The sequence below is a fragment of the Nocardiopsis chromatogenes YIM 90109 genome (assembly GCF_000341185.1).
GTDB classification, from domain to species: Bacteria; Actinomycetota; Actinomycetes; order Streptosporangiales; family Streptosporangiaceae; genus Nocardiopsis_A; species Nocardiopsis_A chromatogenes.
Genome location: NZ_ANBH01000287.1, coordinates 1 through 19,268, shown reverse-complemented (window position 1 = coordinate 19,268; position 19,268 = coordinate 1). Strand labels below are relative to the sequence as shown.

The window sequence follows — 19,268 nt, the reverse complement described above, 5'->3', positions numbered from 1 at the left end:
GCGGCCCGCCGAGGCCTCCCCGCTGTTCGGGCCGTCCTCGGCGTGGGCGGCGTTCACCTGTGCCCACTGGCCTGAAGAGGCGGTCGCCGACGAGTGGGAGGCCGACGCCCCGGGCGCCGACCCGATCCTGGTGGTGGGCACCACGCGGGACTCGGCCACGCCGTACGCGTGGGCCGAGGAGATGGCGGACGGCCTCGACTCGGGGGTGCTGCTGACCTACGAGGGCGACGGGCACACCGCCTACCGCGCCGGGGACCCGTGCGTGGACGCGGCGGTCGACGGCTACCTGCTGGAGCGCGAGGTGCCGGAGGACGGCCTGACCTGCGGGGCCTGACGGCCCGGGGAGGGCCGCACCGGCGCCGGGCGCCTCTCGGGGACGCAGCGGGTCCCGAGAGGCGCTAAACTGGGTGCGGCCTCGCGGCGAGCGGGGCCCGATGCCGCCTTAGCTCAGTCGGTAGAGCGATTCACTCGTAATGAATAGGTCGTCGGTTCGATTCCGACAGGCGGCTCAGCGCGAACGCCGCCCCCGACGGGGGCGGCGTTCTGCTTTGGGGGACCACGAGGGGACCATCGTCTGATCGGCCGCGTCCCGCCGCCCCGGGAGAGCCGAGCGCCCTCGGAGCGCCCCCGGCGGACGGCACCGTGGTCCGCCGGGAGGACCGGTACTACGCCGTCGCCGAGGGCGGAGAGTCCCCTGCCCCGGCCGGGATCACGGTTCCGCACCTGTTTCCGCGTTTCATGCGGCGTTCTCCGCTGCCTTTCGAGCCGGGCTGGCTACGTCGACGGCAGGGGGACGTTTCTCGCCGGGTTCGGGGGACGGTCGGTTGCTCGTCGCGCGGCCGGATGTCGATGGGTTCGGGGGACAGGTGGAGACGGTCGGCGTGGGCCTCCGTTGGGGCCGGGGTGGCGTCCGCGGGCGGGGCGGTGCGCTGCGTTTCCCGTCCGACTGTCCGGCCGGGGTCGCGGCGTACCGCCCGGATCACGGCGTGGCGGAGTGTTCCCGCTTCTGAGCGACACGCTCCTGGCGCCGTCGAAGGTGCCCCCCCTGCAGTGATCGGGGTTCGTTCTCACTGCTGCCCGACAGAATCACCGGGCGGCGCCGCCCGAAGACCGCGTGCGCGGCACCGCCCCGCGCCCTCGGAGGTGCGGCTGTGCGGGGCGGCCATTCCTGGGGCCCGTGTGGGTACAGACCACCTATGAGCCTGCTGCTGATGGTGCTGGCACTCCTGGGGGCGCTCGTCGTGCTCGGGGGCGGGGGACTGGTGCTGGACCGGCTGCTGCGCGAGGTCGAGGGGCGCCGCGGGCCGCCGCGGGACGACGGCGGACCGGGTGGGCCCGGTGACCGTGTCGGCCCGGGGGAGGGCGGCTACACGGTGCTGGAGGGGGCCGACCGGGAGGGCGGGCGCGCGTCGCCCGACGTCCCGGCGCCCACCCTGGCCCGCGTGCGCGAGCTGCTCGCGCTGGGGCGTGGTGTGGAGGCCGTGCGGGTGATGCGGGACGAGACCGGCATGGACCAGCACACCGCCCGGGACGCGGTGGAGGACGTCCGCCGGGGACGCCTCGGCTGAGCCGGGCCGCCCGGTCGACGGGGGACCTCCGTCCGGGTCAGCCCTTGCGGCGGCGGCCCTTGTAGCCCAGGACGCCCATCCGCACCCGGCGGTTGGGCGCCAGCGGCGCGGCGAACAGCAGCAGGAGCATCAGCACCAGCATCAGTACGGCCGGGGACATCGACGAGGAGAGGTCCCGGTCGACGGCGGCGCTGTCGGTCGCCGGGTCGTCGGTCCCTCCGTCGCCCTCGCCGGGGCTCACCGAGGGCAGGTCGGCCAGGCCGCGGTCCTCATCGGGGTCCAGGGACGGCAGGCTCGGCGCGCCGGTGGGCAGCGACGGCCGGTCCCTCGGCGCGTCCGGGGCGTCCGGCACGTCCGGGGCGGTGGGCCGGGTGGGGGAGGAGCCGCCGGAGCCGGAGCCGGACGAGCCGTTGCCGCCGTCTCCGCCGCTGCCGCCGGTGTCCTTGTCGTCCTTCCTCTCCTCGTCCCCGGTGGCCCCGCCCTTCTTCCCGCCCTTCTCGTTCGACTCCTCGTCGCCCCCGGTGCCGCCCGGGTTCCCGTCCTGCTCCTGGTCCTCGTCCCGCCCCTTCTGGCCGTCCGTCGAGGTCGCCTCCGGGCCCTTCGTGCCGTCGCCGCCGGTTTCGGTCGGGGAGGGGGACGGGGGCCTGGTGGGCGTGGGCGACGGGGACACCGGCGGGTCCGTCGGTGTCGGAGTGGGCGTCGGCGTCGGAGTGGGGGTGGGCGTCGGTGTCGGGGTGGGGGTGGGAGTAGGCGTCGGATCGGGGGAGGGATCGGTGTCCGCCATCCGCACCTGCGCGGGCTCGGACTTCGCGGTCGCACGGTCCTGTTCCGGGACCTTGGCGCAGGGCTGCTCCTCGGCCACGGCCGCGTACAGCACCGTGGCGGTGACCTCCGTGTCCTCCTCGGGAGCGCCCGTCACCACCGTCCGCATCGGCGCCGTCTCCGAGTCCGCCTCGCCCACGGTGAAGCCGCCGTCGGCCGAGGGCGTGTACAGGCACACCTTCGAGGCTCCGGGCACGGTGGGCGTCACCGTCAGCGTCAGCTCGACGGACCCGCCCGCCTCCACGACGGTCTCACCTGGCGTGAGCTCCACGGCCAGCGGCGCCGACGCCGCCGCGGGCGGCGCGATCGCGACCAGGGTGGACCCGATGAACGCGGTGGTCAGCGGGATGCCGGCGGCGGCGCGCATGGGGTCGCCTCCTCGGGGAGCTGCGGCTGCGGCGGTCTGCGCAAGCATCCTAGGCCCTCGCGGCGGCCGGCACGAGGCCCAGTGCGCCGGTGCGGACCCGCGGACCTGCGCGGGGCCGCACCGGGGCGGCCGGGAGGGGCCGGTCTCAGCGGTCGGCCGTGGCGGGCCCCGGCACGGCCGCCCCGGCGTCCGCGGCATCGCCGGCGCCGGACGCCTTGGCGGTGTCCGGGACGAACCGGTAGCCCACGTTGCGCACGGTGCCGATGAGCGATTCGTGCTCGGCGCCGAGCTTGGCGCGCAGCCGCCGCACGTGCACGTCGATGGTGCGGGTGCCGCCGAAGTAGTCGTAGCCCCAGACCTCCTGCAGCAGCTGGGCCCGGGTGAACACCCGGCCCGGGTGCTGGGCCAGGAACTTCAGCAGCTCGAACTCCTTGAAGGTCAGGTCCAGGATGCGCCCGCGCAGCCGGGCGATGTAGGTGGCCTCGTCGATGACCAGGTCGCCGCGGCGGATCTCGTCCGGGTCGTCGGTCCCGGCGTCGGCCTGGCCCACGGCGAGCCGGAGCCGCGCCTCCACCTCCGCCGGGCCGGCCGAGGTGAGCAGGAAGTCGTTCACCTGCCAGTCCGGGGTGAGCGCGGCGGCGCCGCCCTCGGTGAGCACCGCGATCAGCGGGCAGTCCAGTCCCGTGGTGTCCAGCAGGCGGCAGAAATTGCGGGCGGCGGCCAGGTCGCTGCGGGCGTCGACGAGTACGGCGTCCACGGCGCCCCCCGCGCGCTCGGCGCCGGCGGCCAGGAGCGCCCCGGGCTCGGCCGGGGCCACGCGCACCGAGTGGAGGAGGAGACCGAGGGCGGGCAGCACGTGGTCGGACGGTTCGTTGGAGTTCGTCAGTAGCAGCAGGTGGCTCATGCGTCTCTTCCCGTCACCCCGCCGTGAAGCGGTAGATCGAAGGCGCCGTTGCCCCCGGTGGAGAATTCGATTCGTTCATGCCTCCGAGAAGCTCAAGGATAATCAATCCATGGTGAGCGGAACCATCAGGTACTGGGCCGCGGCGAAAGAGGCCGCGGGGACGGCCGAGGAGACGTACGAGGCCACGACGCTGGCCGAGGCGCTGGAGGCGGTGCGCGCCAGGCGATCCGGCGACGACCGGCTCGCGCGGGTGCTGGAGCGCTCGTCCTTCCTCGTCGACGAGCGGCCGGTGGGCACGCGCCCGCACGCCGAGGTCTTCCTCACACAGGGGGGTGTGGTGGAGGTCCTTCCGCCGTTCGCGGGCGGGTGATCTGATTCGGGTGTGCCCCTGTCGGGGTATGAGGCCGACCGGAATACGGGAGCCGGAGGGGAGGGCGCGGTGGCGGCGTCCGACACCGCGGGGCCGGAAGGGGCCCCGCGCATCAGCATGCTCGGCAGGCCCGGGTGCCACCTGTGCGAGGACGCGCTGGAGGTGATCCGGCGCGTCGCCGGGGAGCTGGGGGTGGGCTACGAGGTCCGGAACCTCGACGAGAGCCCGCCCGCCGAGCGCGACGAGTACTGGGAGCGGATCCCGGTCACCTTCGTCGACGGGGCCCCGCACGACTTCTGGCGGGTGAGCGAGAAGCGCCTCCGGGCCGCGCTCACCGGCTCCTAGCAGGGGCCCGGCCGGAACGGGCCCCTACTTTGTGCGTACTTTCACAAGGGCGTAATCTGAAGGTCGAGAATCCGCCGCCGCGGGGGTCTGCACGGCGCGTCGCACGCGGCGCCTGAGGGACCATCCGGGACATGACGGCACGGACCCACGACCCGACGACCGCCCTTCAGGAGCGCACGCCCGTGACCCCCCGTTCACCCCGCCCCAGGGACAGGGGCATCCCCGAGGCGACGGTCGCCCGGCTCCCGGTCTATCTGCGCGCCCTGCAGGGGATGGCCGAGCGGGGGACCCTCACCGTCTCCTCGGAGGACCTGGCCTCCATCGCGGGGGTGAACTCGGCCAAGCTCCGCAAGGACCTGTCGCACCTGGGGTCCTACGGGACCCGCGGCGTCGGCTACGACGTCGACTACCTCGTGTACCAGATCTCCCGTGAGCTTGGTCTCACCCAGGACTGGACCGTGGCCATAGCCGGGGTCGGCAACCTGGGCCGCGCGCTGGCCAACTACGGGGGCTTCGGCACCCGGGGCTTCCGCATCGCCGCGCTGTTCGACGCCGACCGGCGCGTCGTCGGCGACGAGGTCGCGGGCCTGGTGGTGCGGCATATTGACACACTGGAGGACGTTGTCGGTTCCGAAGGCGTCTCCATCGGCGTGATCGCCACGCCCGCCGTCTCGGCGCAGGGCGTGTGCGACCGCTTCGTGGAGGCGGGGGTCACCAGCGTGCTGAACTTCGCGCCGGTCGTCCTCAATGTGCCCCCGGCCGTCGATGTGCGTAAGGTCGATCTGTCCATCGAACTGCAGATCCTGGCCTTCCACGAGCAGCGGAAGGCCGACGGGCAGGCGCCCCCCGAGGCGGGGTGGATCGACGCGACGGAGAAGACGTGACAGCGACCGCCACCGCGATCGCCGCATTGGAGTGCAGATGAGTGTCCTCGCCGTTGGGCTGAGCCACCGGAGCTCGCCCGTGGCGCTGCTGGAGCGTGCCGCGCTGAGCGGTGAAGAGCGCCTCAAACTCATGTCGGAGATGGCGGCCTCCCCCGCGGTGAGCGAGGTGCTGATGGTCTCCACCTGCAACCGCACCGAGGTCTACGCCGAGGTGGACCGCTTCCACCCGGCCCTGAACACCATCACCTCCCTGCTGTCCGAGCGCACCGGCGTGTCCATGGGCGAGCTCACCGAGCACGCCTACGTGCACTACGAGGAGCGCGCGGTCCAGCACCTGTTCTCCGTCGCCTGCGGCCTGGACTCGATGGTCGTCGGCGAGGGGCAGATCCTCGGCCAGGTGCGCAACGCCCTCAAGGACGCCCAGCACGGCGGCACCCTCGGCCGCGTCCTCAACGACCTGGGCCAGCGCGCCCTGCGGGTGGGCAAGCGCGCGCACACCGAGACCCACCTGGACCACGCCGGCGCCGACATGGTGACCCTGGGGCTGGAGGTCGCCCTGGAGCGGCTGCGCCCCGGAGCCGCGGGCGCGGTGGCGGCCGCCCCCGCCTCCTGCCCGGCCGGGGGCGCGCAGGCCGACGAGGCCGACGCCGCCCTCCCCGAGCCGCAGGCGCTGACCGGCGTGCGCGTGCTGGTGCTGGGCGCCGGGTCGATGAGCGCCCTGGCCGCCAACACCGTCGCCCGCCAGGGCGCCACCTCCGTGGCGGTGGCCAACCGCACCGCCGAGCGCGCCGAGCGCCTCGCCGAGTGCCTCACCGAGGCCTACGAGCCGATGGCCGGCCGCGCCGTCCCCTTCGCCCAGGCCGCCTCCGCCGTCGCCGACGCCGACCTGGTGGTCTCCTGCACCGGCGCCCAGGGCCTGGTGCTCACCGCCGAGGACGTGCGCGCCGCCCTGGAGGCCGCCCCGCGCCGCACCCGCCCCCTCGTCCTCCTCGACCTGGCGCTGCCCCGGGACGTCGACGAGGCCGTCCGCGACCTGCCCGGCGCCGAACTGGTGGACATCGAGGACCTGCGCCGCGCCGCGGCCCGGGGTGCGCCCGGCGCCGAGGGCGGCTCCGGGGCCGTCCCGGTGGTCCGCCGGATCGTCGAGGAGGAGGTCGCCGAGTACGAGGCGGTGCGCCGCGCCGACCTGGTGGCCCCCACCGTGGTCGCGCTGCGGACCAAGGCCAACGAGGTCCTCGAGGGCGAGCTGGCGCGCCTGGAGGGCCGCCTGCCCGACCTGGGCGACCGGGAGCGCGAGGAGATCACCCGCGCCATGCGCCGGGTCGTCGACAAGCTGATGCACCAGCCGACGGTGCGGGTCAAGGAGCTGGCCGCCCGTCCCGGCGGGGACGCCTACGGGGACGCGCTGCGCGAGCTGTTCGGGCTCGACCCCGGCGCCCCCGACGCCGTCCGCCGCCCCGAGCCCGTCGCAGGGGAGGACGCGTGAGCACCGAGGACGCCCGGCGGCCGGGGGCCGCCCGGCTCGGCACCCGCCGCAGCACCATGGCCACCACCCAGTCCCGGCTGGTCGCCGACGCGGTCACCGAGCGCACCGGGGTGCCGGTGGACCTGGAGCTGATCACCAGCTTCGGCGACACCACCCGGGCCCAGCTGACCCAGCTCGGCGGCACCGGCGTGTTCGTCAGCGCCCTGCGCGACGCCCTGCTGGACGGCGGCGTCGACTTCGCCGTGCACTCGCTGAAGGACCTGCCCACCGCCCCCGCCGAGGGGCTGGTGCTGGCCGCGGTCACCGAGCGGGACGACCCGCGCGACGCGCTGTGCGCCCGCGACGGCCTCACCCTGGACACGCTCCCGGCCGGGGCCCGCGTGGGCACCGGGTCGCCGCGCCGTGTCGCCCAGCTCGCCGCGCACCGCCCCGACCTGTCCTACGTGCCCATCCGCGGCAACGCCGAGACCCGCCTGGGCAAGGTGTCCTCCGGCGAGGTCGACGCGGTGGTGCTGGCCTACGCCGGGCTGGTGCGGGTCGGCCGCCTGGACGCGGCCACCGACGTCCTGGCCCCCGACCGGGTCCTGCCCGCCCCCGGGCAGGGCGCGCTGGCCGTGGAGTGCCGCGCCGACCGCGCCGGAGACGACCTGGCCTACCTGTCCGCGGTCGACCACACCGCCACCCGCCTGGCCGTCACCGCCGAGCGGACCGTGCTGGCCGAGCTGGAGGCGGGCTGCCATGCCCCGGTGGGCGCCTTCGCCCGGTTCGAGCAGGGGCGGCTGCGCCTGGAGGCGGCCGTGGCCTCCACGGACGGCACACAGCAGGTGCGCGCCGCGCGCACCGCCGAACTGGACGTGGACCCGGCCGACCTGAAGGCCGCCGCGGACCTGGGGCGGGAGCTGGCCCGCTCGATGATCGCCGACGGGGCCGACCGGATCGTGGCCGACCCGGGGGAGATCGGGGGCGCCGCCGGACCGGGCGCCGGAGCATGAGACCACGAGGAGCGTGCGCACGATGAATCCGCCTGAGCCGCAGACCGACGCGAGCGCCCCGGCCCCCGGGCCGGTGGCCGCCGTGGGCGCGGGGCCCGGCGACGCCGGGCTGCTCACGCTGCGCGGCGCCCAGGTGCTCGCCGAGGCCGACGTGGTGTTCGGGCTGCGCGAGCCGGGGCCGGAGATGGCCAAGCACCGCGAGGCGCTGCTGTCCCACTGCAAGGAGGGCGCCGAGTTCGTCCCCGCCGAGGAGTGCGCGGGCGGCGCCGACGCCGAGGCCGTCCGCCGCGCCCTGGGCGGCGCGCGGGTGGTGCGGCTGTACAGCGGCGACCCCGTCTTCGGCTGCCGCGCCGAGGAGCTGGCGCAGGCCTGCTCCGCCGCCGGGGTCGAGTTCGAGCTGGTCCCCGGGCTGTCCTCGGTCACCGCGGTCCCGGCCTTCGCCGGGGTGCCGATGATGCCCAAGGGCGTCGGCGAGGTGCGGGTGGTCAACGGCAAGGACGAGTCCGTGGACTGGGAGCGGCTCGCCGCCGAGCTGTCCGGGCGCGACGACGCCTCGCTGGCGGTGATGTTCCCCGACGCCCCCGACGGGGACCGGCCCGCCGGGCCCGGGTTCGACCGGCTGTGCAAGGCCCTGGTCGCCGGGGGGCACCCCGGCACCACCCCGGTGGCGGTCACCCGGATGGGCGGCACCACCGAGCAGACCACCGTGGTGTCCACGCTGTCCCGCCTGGTCGCCGACCTGAAGGCGTTCGACGCCAAGGGCCACCACGCCACCGCCCCGGCGCTGTTCATGATGGGCCCCGGGGTGGCCCGCCAGTCCGAGCTGTCCTGGTACGAGTCCCGCCCCCTGTTCGGCTGGCGGGTGCTGGTGCCGCGCACCAAGGAGCAGGCGGCCGGCCTGTCCGGGCAGCTGCGCGACTACGGCGCGGTGCCTGAGGAGGTGCCCACCATCTCGGTGGAGCCCCCGCGCACGCCTCAGCAGATGGAGCGGGCCGTGCGCGGCCTGGTCACCGGCCGCTACCAGTGGGTCGCCTTCACCTCGGTGAACGCGGTCCGGGCGGTGCGCGAGAAGTTCGAGGAGTACGGCCTGGACGCGCGCGCGTTCGCCGGGGTCAAGGTGGCCGCGGTGGGCGAGCAGACCGCCGCGCGGCTGCGCGAGTTCGGCATCGAGCCGGACCTGGCGCCGCCGCCGGACCGCCAGTCCGGCGCCGGGCTGGTCGAGGTGTGGCCGCCCTACGACGCCGAGCTGGACCCGATCGAGCGGGTGCTGTTGCCGCGCGCCGACATCGCCACCGAGACCCTCTCGGCCGGCCTGGCCGACCTGGGCTGGGAGGTCGACGACGTCACCGCCTACCGCACGGTGCGCGCCGCCCCGCCGCCCGCGCCGGTGCGCGAGGCCATCAAGGGCGGCGCCTTCGATGCGGTGCTGTTCACCTCCTCCTCCACGGTGCGCAACCTGGTGGGGATCGCCGGGAAGCCGCACAACACCACGGTGATCGCGGTGATCGGCCCGGAGACCGCCAAGACCGCCGAGGAGTACGGCCTGCGGGTGGACGTCGTGGCGCCGAAGACGGCGGTTTCGGCCCTGGCGGAGGCGCTTTCGGAGTACGGTGCCAGGCAGCGGGCCGAGGCGCTGGCGGCCGGGAAGCCGGCGCTCAAGCCGAGCCAGAAGCGGCGCGGCCGCCGCCGTAAGACGCTGTGACGAGGGGGACCCGCCGATGAACGCCCGCTTCCCCGCCGCGCGCCCGCGGCGCCTGCGCCGCACCCCGGCGCTGCGCCGCCTGGTCGCCGAGACCCGGCCGCGGCCCGAGGAGCTCATCCTGCCGATGTTCGTCAAGGAGGGCCTCGGCGAGCCCAACCCGGTGGAGTCGATGCCCGGGGTGGTCCAGCACACGCGGGACAGCGTGCGCAAGGCCGCCCAGGAGGCCGCCGAGGCCGGGGTCGGCGCGCTGATGCTGTTCGGCATCCCGCAGTACAAGGACGAGCGCGGCTCGGCCGCCGACGACCCGGGCGGCGTGCTCCAGCGGACCCTGCGCGACCTGGAGTCCGACGTGGGCGACGCGATCGTGGTCATGTCCGACCTGTGCCTGGACGAGTTCACCTCGCACGGGCACTGCGGGCTGCTCACCCCCACCGGCGAGGTGGACAACGACGCCACGCTGGAGCGCTACGCCTCGGTCGCGGTGGCCCAGGCCTCGGCCGGGGCGCAGGTGGTCGCGCCCAGCGGGATGATGGACGGCCAGGTGGCGGCGATCCGCGCGGCCCTGGACGGCGCCGGGTACACCCAGGTGCCGATCCTGTCCTACGCCGCCAAGTACGCCTCCGCCTTCTACGGCCCCTTCCGCGAGGCGGCCGAGGGGGCGCCGAGCTTCGGCGACCGCACCGGCTACCAGCAGGACCCGGCCAACGCCTCCGAGGCGCTGCGCGAGGTGGCGCTGGACGTGGCCGAGGGCGCCGACATGGTGATGGTCAAACCGGGCCTGGCCTACCTGGACATCCTGGCCGAGGTGGCCCGGAGCTGTCCGGTGCCGGTATCGGCCTACCAGGTGTCCGGCGAGTACGCCATGGTGGAGGCCGCCGCGCAGAAGGGGTGGCTGGACCGCGAGCGCGTGGTGCTGGAGACGATCACCAGCCTCCGCAGGGCGGGGGCGGCGCAGATCCTCACCTACTGGGCGGTGGAGGCGGCGCGCCTGCTGAGGTGACCCGGGGACCGGGACAAGGACCGGGGCGGGCCACCTCGGGAACACCGGCCCCGCTCCGGACGCAGACGAGGAGCGGGGAGGCCAGGGATGGCGGACGTACTCAACCGGCGGCGGCGCAGGCACGGCCGCGGCGGGCCGGGCGGCGGCATGCGGGAGGCGGCGCTGGCGTACGCGGCCCTGGGGTGGCCGGTGGTCCGCGGCGCGGCCCCCTCCACCCTGGGCGGGCGGGCCTGCGGGTGCGACCGCATCGGCTGCCCCGACCCGGCCGCGCACCCCCTCTCGGCCGCCTGGGCGGTGGAGGCCACCACCGACCCCGACACCGTCGACCGCTGGTGGGGCGCCCAGCCCGAGGCCAACGTCATCCTGCCCACCGGCCGGGTCTTCGACGTGTTCGACGTGCCCGCCGGGGCCGGGGTGATGGCGATGGCCCGGATGGACCGCGGCGGGCTGAACCCGGGCCCGGTCGCCGCGGTGGACGCCCGCCGGTACCTGTTCTTCGTGGCCACCCGCTCGCCCGCGGACGAGGACGAGTGGTGGTCGTGCCACCTCGACTGCGTCCCCGAGACCCTGGAGGACACCCCGGGCCTGCGCTGGCACTGCCGCAACAGCTATGTGACGGCCGCACCGTCGCTGATGCCCGGGGGCGACCGGGTGGCCTGGATCCGCTCCCCGCAGGACGGCCACCCGCTGCCGGACCCGATCGCCGTCCTGGACGTCCTCGCGGACGCCTGCGAGGAGTTCTCCTAGCGCGGCGCGCCGCTCAGGGCCCTGTTCAGGCCTCGACGCGCTCCTCGGCGACGACGATGCCGTCCGCGTCGCTGTAGAGCCAGGCCTCCGGGCTGAACACCGTGTTGCCGAAGGCCACCGGCACGTCCAGCCGCCCCGCCCCGGTCTTGGCCGACTTGCGCGGGTTGGAGCCCAGCGCCTTGACCCCCAGGTCCAGGCCGGCCAGCTCGGCGGTGTCGCGCACCGCGCCGAAGACCACCACGCCCGCCCAGCCGTTCTCCGCGGCGGCGCGCGCGATCATGTCCCCCATCAGGGCCGTGCGCAGCGATCCCCCGCCGTCCACGACCAGCACCCACCCCTCCCCGGGCTGGTTGAGCTGCTCCTTGACCAGGGCGTTGTCCTCGTGGCACTTGATGGTGGCGATCGGCCCGTGGAAGGCCGCGCGCCCGCCGTAGGAGCGGAACTGGGTCTCGCAGCTCTGCAGGGCGTCCCCGTGCGCGTCGATCAGGTCGGCGGTGGCGTACACCTCGGTCATCGTCCCCTCGCTTCCTTACGTCATGGCGTCGGGAGAAAGGTATCCGTGCCGGGCGGGGGAGCCCACGCCGGGGCGCGGGCCGGGGCACGGCCCCGGCACGCCGGTGCCACACTTGGGCTGTGGCTACACATGAGACATCCGCTGAGCTGTTCCGACGCGCCGCCGCCGTGGTGCCCGGCGCGGTGAACTCGCCCGTGCGCGCCTTCGGCGCCGTGGGCGGCACCCCGCCCTTCATGGCCTCCGGGCGGGGCCCGTACCTGACCGACGTGGACGGCAACTCCTACGTCGACCTCATCTGCTCCTGGGGGCCGCTGCTCCTCGGGCACACCCACCCGGCCGTGGTCGAGGCGCTGCACGGGGCCGCCGCCAAGGGCACCTCCTTCGGCGCGCCCAGCGAGGGCGAGGTGGAGCTGGCCGAGGAGATCGCCGCCCGCGCGCCCGTGGACCGGGTCCGGCTGGTCAACTCCGGGACCGAGGCCACCATGTCGGCGATCCGCCTGGCCCGCGGCGCCACCGGCCGCGGCAAGGTGGTCAAGTTCGCCGGGAACTACCACGGGCACGTCGACGCCCTGCTGGCCTCCGCCGGGTCCGGGGTGGCGACCTTCGGGCTGCCCGACTCGCCCGGGGTGACCGGCGCGAGCGCCGCCGACACCATCGTGCTGCCCTACAACGACCCCGAGGCGGTGGAGCGGGTCTTCGCCGAGTCGGGCGAGGAGATCGCCTGCGTCATCGCCGAGGCCTGCCCGGCCAACATGGGCGTGGTGCCGCCCAAGGACGGGTTCAACGCCCGGCTGCGCGAGATCACCGAGCGGCACGGAGCGCTGCTGGTACTCGACGAGGTGCTCACCGGCTTCCGGGTCTCGGCCTCGGGCTGGTACGGCCTGGAGGGCGTGCGCCCCGACCTGATGACCTTCGGCAAGGTCATGGGCGGCGGCCTGCCCGCGGCGGCCTTCGGCGGCCGCGCGGACGTCATGGAGCAGCTCGCCCCCTCCGGCCCCGTCTACCAGGCGGGCACCCTGTCGGGGAACCCGCTGGCCACCGCCGCGGGGCTGGCCACCCTGCGCAACGCCACCGACGAGGTCTACGCCCGCATCGACCGGGTGAGCGCGCAGGTCGCCGACGCGGCCGAGCAGGAGCTGGCCGAGGCCGGGGTGCCGCACCGGGTGCAGCGCGGCGGCAGCCTGTTCACGGTCTTCTTCACCGACCGGGAGGTCACCGACTTCGACGGTGCGCGGACGCAGGACACCGCGGCCTTCGCCCGGTTCTTCCACGCCATGCTGGAGCAGGGCGTGTACCTGCCCCCGGCGGCGTTCGAGGCGTGGTTCTTCTCGGCCGCCCACGACGACGAGGCCGTGGAGCGCGTGCTGGCCGCCCTGCCCGAGGCGGCGCGGGCCGCGGCCCGCGCCTAGGCGCGGCGGAACCGACCGGGCGGGGGGCGTCTACGCTGTTCGCAGCGGCGCCCCCGCCCGCCCCGCCGCCGGAGCCGAACCCGAACGGAAAGACACACCCGATGACCGCGACGACCGTCGTCCACCTGCTCAGGCACGGTGAGGTGGACAACCCCGACCGGATCCTCTACGGCCGCCTGCCCGACTTCCACCTCAGCGACGCCGGTGCGCGCATGGCCGAACTCGCCGCCGGGTGGTTCGACGGCCGCGACATCGCGGCGCTGTACTCCTCCCCGCTGGAGCGGGCCCAGGAGACCGCCGCACCGCTGGCCGAGCGGACCGGCCTGGAGGTGCGCCTGGACGCGCGGCTGATCGAGTCCGCCAACAAGCTGGAGGGGCGGCGGGTCACCGGGCGGTCGCTGCGGACCGACCCGACGCTGCTGCGGCACCTGTACAACCCGCTGACGCCCTCCTGGGGCGAGCCCTACCAGGAGATCGCCGCGCGCATGGTCGCGGTGGTCAAGGCGGTGCGCAAGGAGGCCTGGGGGCGCGAGGCGGTGTGCGTGAGCCACCAGCTGCCGATCTGGACCGCCCGGCGCGCGGCCGAGCGGCGGCGGCTGTGGCACCGCCCCGACCGCCGCCAGTGCAACCTGGCCAGTGTGACCTCGCTGACCTTCGAGGACCAGCGGCTGGTGAGCGTGGGCTACACCGAGCCGGCGGCCGAGCTCTACGGCGCGGGGCCGCAGGTGCCGGGCGCCTGACCTGGTGCGTGTGCGTGCGGCGGAACCGGACCGGGTAGGCTGGCTCACCGGGTGCGGCACCGCCGCCGTGGCGCGGCGTGCGCCGCCGCACTCTCCCGATGGGCCCGCGCGCCGTTCTTCGGCGTGGTCCCGGTCCCGTCGTGTCCCGATGTCTTCTGCGAGAAGGTGATCGCATGGGTTCCGTCATCAAGAAGCGCCGCAAGCGGATGGCGAAGAAGAAGCACCGCAAGCTGCTCAAGCGCACGCGTGTCGCGCGCCGCAACAAGAAGTAGGCACGCCGCGTCCCTCGCCTCGGCCGCGGCCGGGGCGCAAGTGGAGGACACCTGTGATCCCGATGTGTGGAGGCGTGCCTCGATGAGCCGCGTCGTGATCGTTACCGGGGCCTCCCGGTATGTGGGAGCCCGGGCCGCCGAGGCCCTGAGCGCCGACCCCGGCGTCGGCCGGGTGGTCGCCATGGACTCGGCGCCGCCGGGGCGCGGCCTCGGCGCGGCCGAGTTCGTGCCCGTGCGCCTGCACGACCAGAGCGTCGGCGACGTGGTCCGCGAGACCGGCGCCGACACGGTGGTGCACCTGGGCTTCGCCGAGGACCCCGCCGCCGGGCGCCGCAGGGCCCCCGGCCGCGACGTGCTGGGAACGCTCCAGCTCCTGGACGCCTGCCAGCGGTCGGAGGCCGTGCGGCGGCTGGTGGTCCGCTCCAGCGCCGCCGTCGGCACCGGCCCCGGTGCCGGGGGCGCTGGGAGGGTGGGCCCCTCGGAGGCCGCCCGCATCGAGCGGCACACCGCCGCGCTGTCCCGCCGCCGCCCCGACCTGTCGGTGGCGGTGCTGCGGTTCGCCGGCATCATCGGCCCCTCGGTGGAGTCCCCGCTGACCCGCTACCTCGGGCTGCGGGTGGTGCCCACCGTGCGCGGCTACGACCCCCGCATGCAGTTCATCCACCAGGACGACGGGGTGGAGGCGGTGCGCCGGATGGCGCTCGCCGACGACGGCGGCGGGAGCGCCCCCGACGGGGTGTTCGACGTCGCCGCCCCCGGGTCGCTGCCGCTCTCGCACTGCGTGCGCCGCGTGGGGCGGCACCGCTTCGCGCTCCCCGAGCGCGGCCTGAAGGTGCTGCGGGGGCTGGCCCGCCGCGGCGAGGTGGACTACTCGCCCGAGCGGCTCCGGCAGCTGTGCTGCGACCGCGTCCTGGACCCCACCGAACTGGAGCGGGCCATCGGCTGGAGCCCCTCCTACACCTCCCAGGAGGCCTTCGAGAGCTTCCTGGACGCCGCCTAGGCGCCTCCGGGGCGCTCCTAGGAGCGCCGGGTGCGCCGCAGCGCCCCCACCGCGAGCCCTCCGGCCAGGGCGCCCGCCGCGGCGGCGGGGACGCCCACGCGCAGCGCCGCGCGGTGGCGGCGGAACTCGTGCACCGGCCACCCGCGCGCCAGCGCCCGGCGGCGCAGGGCGTCGTCGGGGTTGACCGCGTTGGGGCGGCCCACCGCCGTCAGCAGCGGCAGGTCGTTGCAGGAGTCGCTGTAGGCCGAGCACTCGGCCAGGTCCAGGTCCTCGCGCTCGGCGAGGGCGCGCACCGCATCGGCCTTGGCCGGGCCGTGCATCAGGTCCCCGATCAGCCGTCCGGTGTAGACCCCGTCCACCGTCTCGGCGACGGTGCCCAGGGCGCCGTCCAGGCCCAGGCGCCGGGCGAGGATCGCGGCCAGCTCCACCGGGGTGGCGGTGACCAGCCACACCCGCTCGCCCGCCTCCAGGTGGCGGCGGACCAGCCGCACCGCCCCCTCCCATACCCGTGAGGCCATCGACTCGTCGTAGATCTCCTCGCACAGCTCCACGAGGTCGTCCACGCGGTGCCCGGCGACGAACGCGAGCGCGGCCTCGCGCGCGGCGTTGATGTGCTCGGGCCGCTCGCTGCCGCCGACGCGGAAGACCGTCTGCCCCCACGCGAACCGCAGCAGGTCGCGGGTGGTGAACAGGTCGCGGGCGGCCAGGCCGCGCGCGAAGTGGTAGATGGACGCGCCGCGCATGACGGTGTTGTCCACGTCGAAGAAGGCCGCGCGGCGCCGCCCCTGGTCTCGGCCGCTCATGGCGTCGAGCCTATGGCCCGGTGACCGGGCCCCGGGGCGCCCCGGCCCCGGCCGCGCCCGCCGTGAGGTAACTCACAGTCGGCGCGGGTGCGGGGGACCCCGCCCCCGCGCGGACCGGGCCTTCGGCCGCCGCTCCGACCAGGCCGGGAACGGTCCGATTCCCGTTCGGTCCCGATCGTGCAGCATCATTGGCGGGATGGTCGAGGTAGGACTGGCATTCGTCTGCGCACTGGTGGCCTGGAGCGTCACCGCGGCGCTGATCGCGCGCGGGCAGCGCGACGGGGGGACCCACGCGAAGGTGCTCGCGGGGTCCGCGGTCGCGCTGGCGGTCGCGCTCAGCGCCGCGTTCCCCGGTGCGCTGCTCGGTTTCTCCGGGCTCACCTTCCGCCTCTGGCAGATCGGCGCGGGGCTGTTCGGCCCGCTGCTGGCCGCCTGGGGCGCGCTGGAGTACGCGGTGGCCTCGCCGCGGGTCCGCTTCGGCGCCCGCCTGGCGGTCACCACGCTGGCCGTGGTGCCCGCGGTGGTGCTGGCCCTGGACCCGGTGCGGTCCGACTTCGGCAGCGGGTACCCCCCGCAGGGGGAGCACTACGACGTCATCCCCGGCGTCGCCCTGGCGGCGGTGCACGGGTTCGCGGTGCTGGCGCTGGCCGGGGCCGCGGTGGCGGCGCTGCGCGGGCGCGCGCCCGGCCACCGGGCGTCGGTGGTGGGGCTGCTCGCGCTCGCCGTGCTGCTGGAGGTCGCCGTGGCCCGCCTCGGGCTGGGCGTCTTCGGGCAGGTGCTGATGCTGGGTGCGCTGGCGGCGCTCTGGGCGGCGTTCATGCGGGCGCAGAACCCGCCTGAGGAGCCGCAGGGGCGCCGCAGNGCGGGGGCGGCCGCCGCCGCGGCGGCCGCGGACGGCGCGGAGACGACGCTCTGGACGACGAGGCAGACGACGGGGAGGACGAGGCCGTGTTCGGAAGGCGCCGCAAGGCCGAGCCGGAGGACGACTACGGCTATGACGACGATCACGACGGCTACGGCGACCCTTACGGCGCCGCGGACGAGGGCCGTGCCCCCGCGGGCGGCGCCCGCCCCTCCCGGATGCGCGGCGTGATCACCATCTACGCCCTGGCCGAGGGGCGCGCCGACGACTTCGACGACGTGGCCGACCTGGTCGTGGACGAGGTGGCCCGGCGCGAGCCGGACACCCTGCTCTTCGCCTGCCACACCGTGCCCAGCGCGCCGCTGCAGCGCATCGTCTACGCCATCTACCGGGACGACCTGGCGCTGGAGGAGCACGAGCAGCAGCCGCACGTGCGCGAGTTCGCCCGGCGGGTGGCGCACAGCGTCACCGCGACCAACGTCATCGAGCTCTCCCTGGCGGGCGCCTCGGCCTCGGACCACCTGGCCGCCATGCTGATGCCGAGGTGAGGCCGCGGGGGCGGGCGCCCGGGGCGTGAAGTACCCTTCCTTGCGGTATACGGTCCGCGGCGCCGGCGCGGGCCCGCCGCCCGCCGGACCCTCCGGCCCGCGGCGACGCCGAAACCTACGGAGCGTGCTGGAAGCCCCCGATGCGCAAATTCCTCGTCTTCCTCGTCTTCCTGTTGATCGTGCTCGCCGTGGCGGACCGCGGGCTGCACTACGCCGCCCAGAGCGAGATCGCCAAGCGGGTCGGTGCCCAGTACGAGACGTCCTCCGAACCGGAGGTGTCCATCGGCGGGTTCCCGTTCCTGACCCAGGCGGTCGGCGGGACCTACTCGGAGATCTCCATCGTCACCGGCGCGATGGTCGCCAACGATGTGCAGCTGGAGCGGGTGGACGTGACCGCGCGCGACGTGCACGCGCCGCTGTCGGCGCTGATGAGCGAGCCCAGCGCGGTGGCCGAGAGCGCCGACGCCCGGGTGATGCTGCCCTACAGCGAGCTGCAGCAGCGCCTCCCCGAGGGCATCGTCATCGAGACCGAGGACGGCGAGCCGCGCATGTCCGGCGACCTGTCGATGGGCGGGTTCAGCCGCCCGGTCTCGGCGGCGCTGGAGATCACCGCCGAGGGCGACACGGTGACGGTCACCCCGACCGACGTGCGGGTCGGCGACACCGGCACGGACCTGGGCGCGCAGGTCGCCCAGCGGCTCACCGTCTCCTTCCAGATCCCGCGGCTGCCGTTCGACCTGAGGATCACCGGCATCGAGGCGCTGCCCAACGGGGTCCAGGTCTCGGCCGAGGCCGAGGACGTGCAGCTGGTCGGCGGACAGGGGTAGCCGTGCGCGGCCCCGGTCCGGAGCGGGTGGACCTGGCCGCGCTGGGGCGGTCCCCCGGCGAGCGGGCCACCCTGCTCCAGTTCTCCTCGGCGTTCTGCCGACCCTGCGTGGCGACCCGCCGCGTCCTGGCCGAGGTGGCCGCGATGGTCCCCGGGGTGGCGGCGGTGGACGTGGACGCCGAGTCCCACCTGGAGCTGGTGCGCCGCCTGGAGGTCACCTCCACCCCCGCCGTGCTGGTGCTCGACGCACAGGGGCGGGTGCGCCGACGGGCCTCGGGCATGCCCCGCAAGGCCGACGTCATCGCCGCCCTGGGCGCGGTCCTGCTCGACGGCGAGGGGGCCTGAGCGGCCCGGAAGCGGGCACTGTGACACCGGCCACGCGTGACAAGCCGGTGGGCGGCCCGTACGATCGGTGCCGTGGAATCTTTGGCAGGCGCGTTTCTGACGAAGCGGCGGGCGGTGGACTACTGCCACGTCGCCGCCGCGCTCTGTCTGCCTTCCCTGTAGAGCGGTCCTCCGCGCCCCGGCCCGTCCGCCGGCCCGGGCGCCCGACGCCGCCGATGCCGCGCGTACGACCCGCCAGGCCCTCCGGCGCCGCCAACGCGACAGGGAGCATCACCCATGCGGCTCCACGGCAGGGACGGACGGCGACGGCCGCAGCCGTCCCCCGCAGAACCCGCGACCCCGACAGCCGACCGGCACCGGTCGGCCGCGGAGCCGTGCGCGCACCCCTCTCACCGCCGCTGCACGATTCCGATTTATGGAGGTTCCCCATGAGCCGCTCCGACGTCCTGGTGGACGCCGACTGGGTGGAGGCTCACCTGGACGACCCGAAGGTGGTCCTCGTCGAGGTCGACGAGGACACCTCGGCCTACGACAAGGGCCACATCCGCAACGCGATCAAGATCGACTGGAAGAAGGACCTCCAGGACCCGGTCCGCCGGGACTTCGTGGACCGGACCGGCTTCGAGAGGCTGCTGTCCGAGCGCGGCATCGCCAACGACGACACCGTGGTGCTCTACGGCGGCAACAACAACTGGTTCGCCGCCTACGCCTACTGGTACTTCCGCCTCTACGGCCACCAGAGCACCAAGCTGCTCGACGGCG

The 19,268-nt window shown here is 75.2% G+C and carries 22 protein-coding genes and 1 tRNA gene; 19 read left to right on the top strand and 4 right to left on the bottom strand.

The features are described from left to right. The 3 genes from D476_RS0126020 to D476_RS0126010 form a co-directional block, all read left to right on the top strand. The coding region (locus D476_RS0126020; RefSeq protein ID WP_026123858.1) for an alpha/beta hydrolase at nucleotides 1-334 on the top strand (334 nt) is incomplete at its 5' end. Between the two features lie 102 nt (nucleotides 335-436). After that, nucleotides 437-509, top strand: a tRNA-Thr gene (locus D476_RS0126015). Between the two features lie 687 nt (nucleotides 510-1,196). Beyond that, on the top strand, nucleotides 1,197-1,568 hold the full coding sequence (locus tag D476_RS0126010; protein WP_017626843.1) for a hypothetical protein: 372 nt from the start codon (nucleotides 1,197-1,199) through the stop codon (nucleotides 1,566-1,568). 37 nt (nucleotides 1,569-1,605) lie between these two features. Here D476_RS0126010 and D476_RS37665 read toward each other — a convergent pair whose 3' ends face one another. Both D476_RS37665 and D476_RS0126000 read right to left on the bottom strand, forming a co-directional pair. Next, nucleotides 1,606-2,757 carry a hypothetical protein gene (locus tag D476_RS37665; protein ID WP_026123857.1) on the bottom strand — a complete coding sequence of 384 codons (1,152 nt, stop codon included), beginning with the start codon at nucleotides 2,755-2,757 and terminating at the stop codon, nucleotides 1,606-1,608. Nucleotides 2,758-2,902: 145 nt separating this feature from the next. Then, the gene (locus D476_RS0126000) at nucleotides 2,903-3,661 is read right to left on the bottom strand and encodes a winged helix-turn-helix domain-containing protein (RefSeq protein ID WP_017626842.1); all 759 of its coding nucleotides are present in this window, start codon (nucleotides 3,659-3,661) and stop codon (nucleotides 2,903-2,905) included. A gap of 109 nt (nucleotides 3,662-3,770) precedes the next feature. Here D476_RS0126000 and D476_RS0125995 point away from each other — a divergent pair, with 109 nt between their 5' ends. The 8 genes from D476_RS0125995 to D476_RS0125960 all read left to right on the top strand — a co-directional run bounded on the left by D476_RS0125995 (nucleotide 3,771) and on the right by D476_RS0125960 (nucleotide 11,187). Beyond that, nucleotides 3,771-4,031, top strand: coding sequence for a MoaD/ThiS family protein (locus tag D476_RS0125995; protein ID WP_017626841.1), 261 nt, complete (start codon nucleotides 3,771-3,773; stop codon nucleotides 4,029-4,031). Nucleotides 4,032-4,148: 117 nt separating this feature from the next. Beyond that, entirely contained in the window at nucleotides 4,149-4,376 is a 228-nt protein-coding gene (locus D476_RS0125990) for a glutaredoxin family protein (protein WP_051061845.1), read from the top strand. Between the two features lie 182 nt (nucleotides 4,377-4,558). Continuing rightward, nucleotides 4,559-5,260 (top strand): redox-sensing transcriptional repressor Rex, encoded by a 702-nt coding sequence (locus tag D476_RS0125985; protein ID WP_017626839.1) that lies wholly within the window; start codon nucleotides 4,559-4,561, stop codon nucleotides 5,258-5,260. Nucleotides 5,261-5,297: 37 nt separating this feature from the next. Further along, nucleotides 5,298-6,746 carry a glutamyl-tRNA reductase gene (locus D476_RS0125980; RefSeq protein ID WP_026123856.1) on the top strand — a complete coding sequence of 483 codons (1,449 nt, stop codon included), beginning with the start codon at nucleotides 5,298-5,300 and terminating at the stop codon, nucleotides 6,744-6,746. After that, nucleotides 6,743-7,738, top strand: a complete 996-nt coding sequence (hemC, locus tag D476_RS0125975) for a hydroxymethylbilane synthase (RefSeq protein WP_017626837.1) — start codon at nucleotides 6,743-6,745, stop codon at nucleotides 7,736-7,738. The genes D476_RS0125980 and hemC overlap by 4 nt, the downstream gene beginning before the upstream one ends. A 22-nt stretch (nucleotides 7,739-7,760) precedes the next feature. Next, the gene (locus D476_RS0125970) at nucleotides 7,761-9,440 is read left to right on the top strand and encodes a bifunctional uroporphyrinogen-III C-methyltransferase/uroporphyrinogen-III synthase (protein ID WP_017626836.1); all 1,680 of its coding nucleotides are present in this window, start codon (nucleotides 7,761-7,763) and stop codon (nucleotides 9,438-9,440) included. 16 nt (nucleotides 9,441-9,456) lie between these two features. After that, nucleotides 9,457-10,440: a porphobilinogen synthase gene (gene hemB, locus D476_RS0125965; protein WP_017626835.1), complete on the top strand. Its 984-nt coding sequence runs from the start codon at nucleotides 9,457-9,459 to the stop codon at nucleotides 10,438-10,440. An 87-nt stretch (nucleotides 10,441-10,527) separates the two neighbouring features. Then, a complete protein-coding gene (locus D476_RS0125960) occupies nucleotides 10,528-11,187 on the top strand; it encodes a bifunctional DNA primase/polymerase (protein ID WP_017626834.1) in 660 nt (219 codons plus the stop codon). 25 nt (nucleotides 11,188-11,212) lie between these two features. Here the strand turns inward: D476_RS0125960 and rraA are convergent, their stop codons facing one another. Next, nucleotides 11,213-11,701: a ribonuclease E activity regulator RraA gene (rraA, locus tag D476_RS0125955; protein ID WP_017626833.1), complete on the bottom strand. Its 489-nt coding sequence runs from the start codon at nucleotides 11,699-11,701 to the stop codon at nucleotides 11,213-11,215. A 119-nt stretch (nucleotides 11,702-11,820) separates the two neighbouring features. On the opposite strand from rraA, the gene hemL reads away from it, so the two are divergent. The 4 genes from hemL (at nucleotide 11,821) to D476_RS0125935 (ending at nucleotide 15,122) form a co-directional block, all read left to right on the top strand. After that, nucleotides 11,821-13,110: a glutamate-1-semialdehyde 2,1-aminomutase gene (hemL, locus tag D476_RS0125950; protein WP_051061844.1), complete on the top strand. Its 1,290-nt coding sequence runs from the start codon at nucleotides 11,821-11,823 to the stop codon at nucleotides 13,108-13,110. Between the two features lie 101 nt (nucleotides 13,111-13,211). Next, the gene (locus tag D476_RS0125945) at nucleotides 13,212-13,850 is read left to right on the top strand and encodes a histidine phosphatase family protein (protein ID WP_017626831.1); all 639 of its coding nucleotides are present in this window, start codon (nucleotides 13,212-13,214) and stop codon (nucleotides 13,848-13,850) included. 173 nt (nucleotides 13,851-14,023) lie between these two features. Next, nucleotides 14,024-14,122 (top strand): 30S ribosomal protein bS22, encoded by a 99-nt coding sequence (locus D476_RS36735; protein WP_013155353.1) that lies wholly within the window; start codon nucleotides 14,024-14,026, stop codon nucleotides 14,120-14,122. 82 nt (nucleotides 14,123-14,204) lie between these two features. Next, complete coding sequence (locus tag D476_RS0125935) at nucleotides 14,205-15,122, top strand: NAD-dependent epimerase/dehydratase family protein (RefSeq protein WP_017626830.1); 918 nt, start codon at nucleotides 14,205-14,207, stop codon at nucleotides 15,120-15,122. 17 nt (nucleotides 15,123-15,139) lie between these two features. On the opposite strand, the gene D476_RS0125930 is transcribed toward D476_RS0125935, so the two are convergent. After that, nucleotides 15,140-15,925, bottom strand: a complete 786-nt coding sequence (locus tag D476_RS0125930; protein WP_017626829.1) for an HAD family hydrolase — start codon at nucleotides 15,923-15,925, stop codon at nucleotides 15,140-15,142. A gap of 1,089 nt (nucleotides 15,926-17,014) precedes the next feature. Between D476_RS0125930 and D476_RS40175 the strand changes: the two genes are divergently transcribed. The 4 genes from D476_RS40175 to D476_RS0125910 form a co-directional block, all read left to right on the top strand. Then, nucleotides 17,015-17,335, top strand: coding sequence for a putative quinol monooxygenase (locus D476_RS40175; RefSeq protein ID WP_017626827.1), 321 nt, complete (start codon nucleotides 17,015-17,017; stop codon nucleotides 17,333-17,335). A 140-nt stretch (nucleotides 17,336-17,475) separates the two neighbouring features. Then, nucleotides 17,476-18,162, top strand: coding sequence for an LmeA family phospholipid-binding protein (locus D476_RS0125920; protein ID WP_017626826.1), 687 nt, complete (start codon nucleotides 17,476-17,478; stop codon nucleotides 18,160-18,162). 2 nt (nucleotides 18,163-18,164) lie between these two features. Then, complete coding sequence (locus D476_RS0125915) at nucleotides 18,165-18,506, top strand: TlpA family protein disulfide reductase (protein WP_017626825.1); 342 nt, start codon at nucleotides 18,165-18,167, stop codon at nucleotides 18,504-18,506. A 428-nt stretch (nucleotides 18,507-18,934) separates the two neighbouring features. Then, nucleotides 18,935-19,268 (top strand): sulfurtransferase (locus tag D476_RS0125910; protein ID WP_017626824.1); only part of this gene is annotated, 334 nt, incomplete at its 3' end.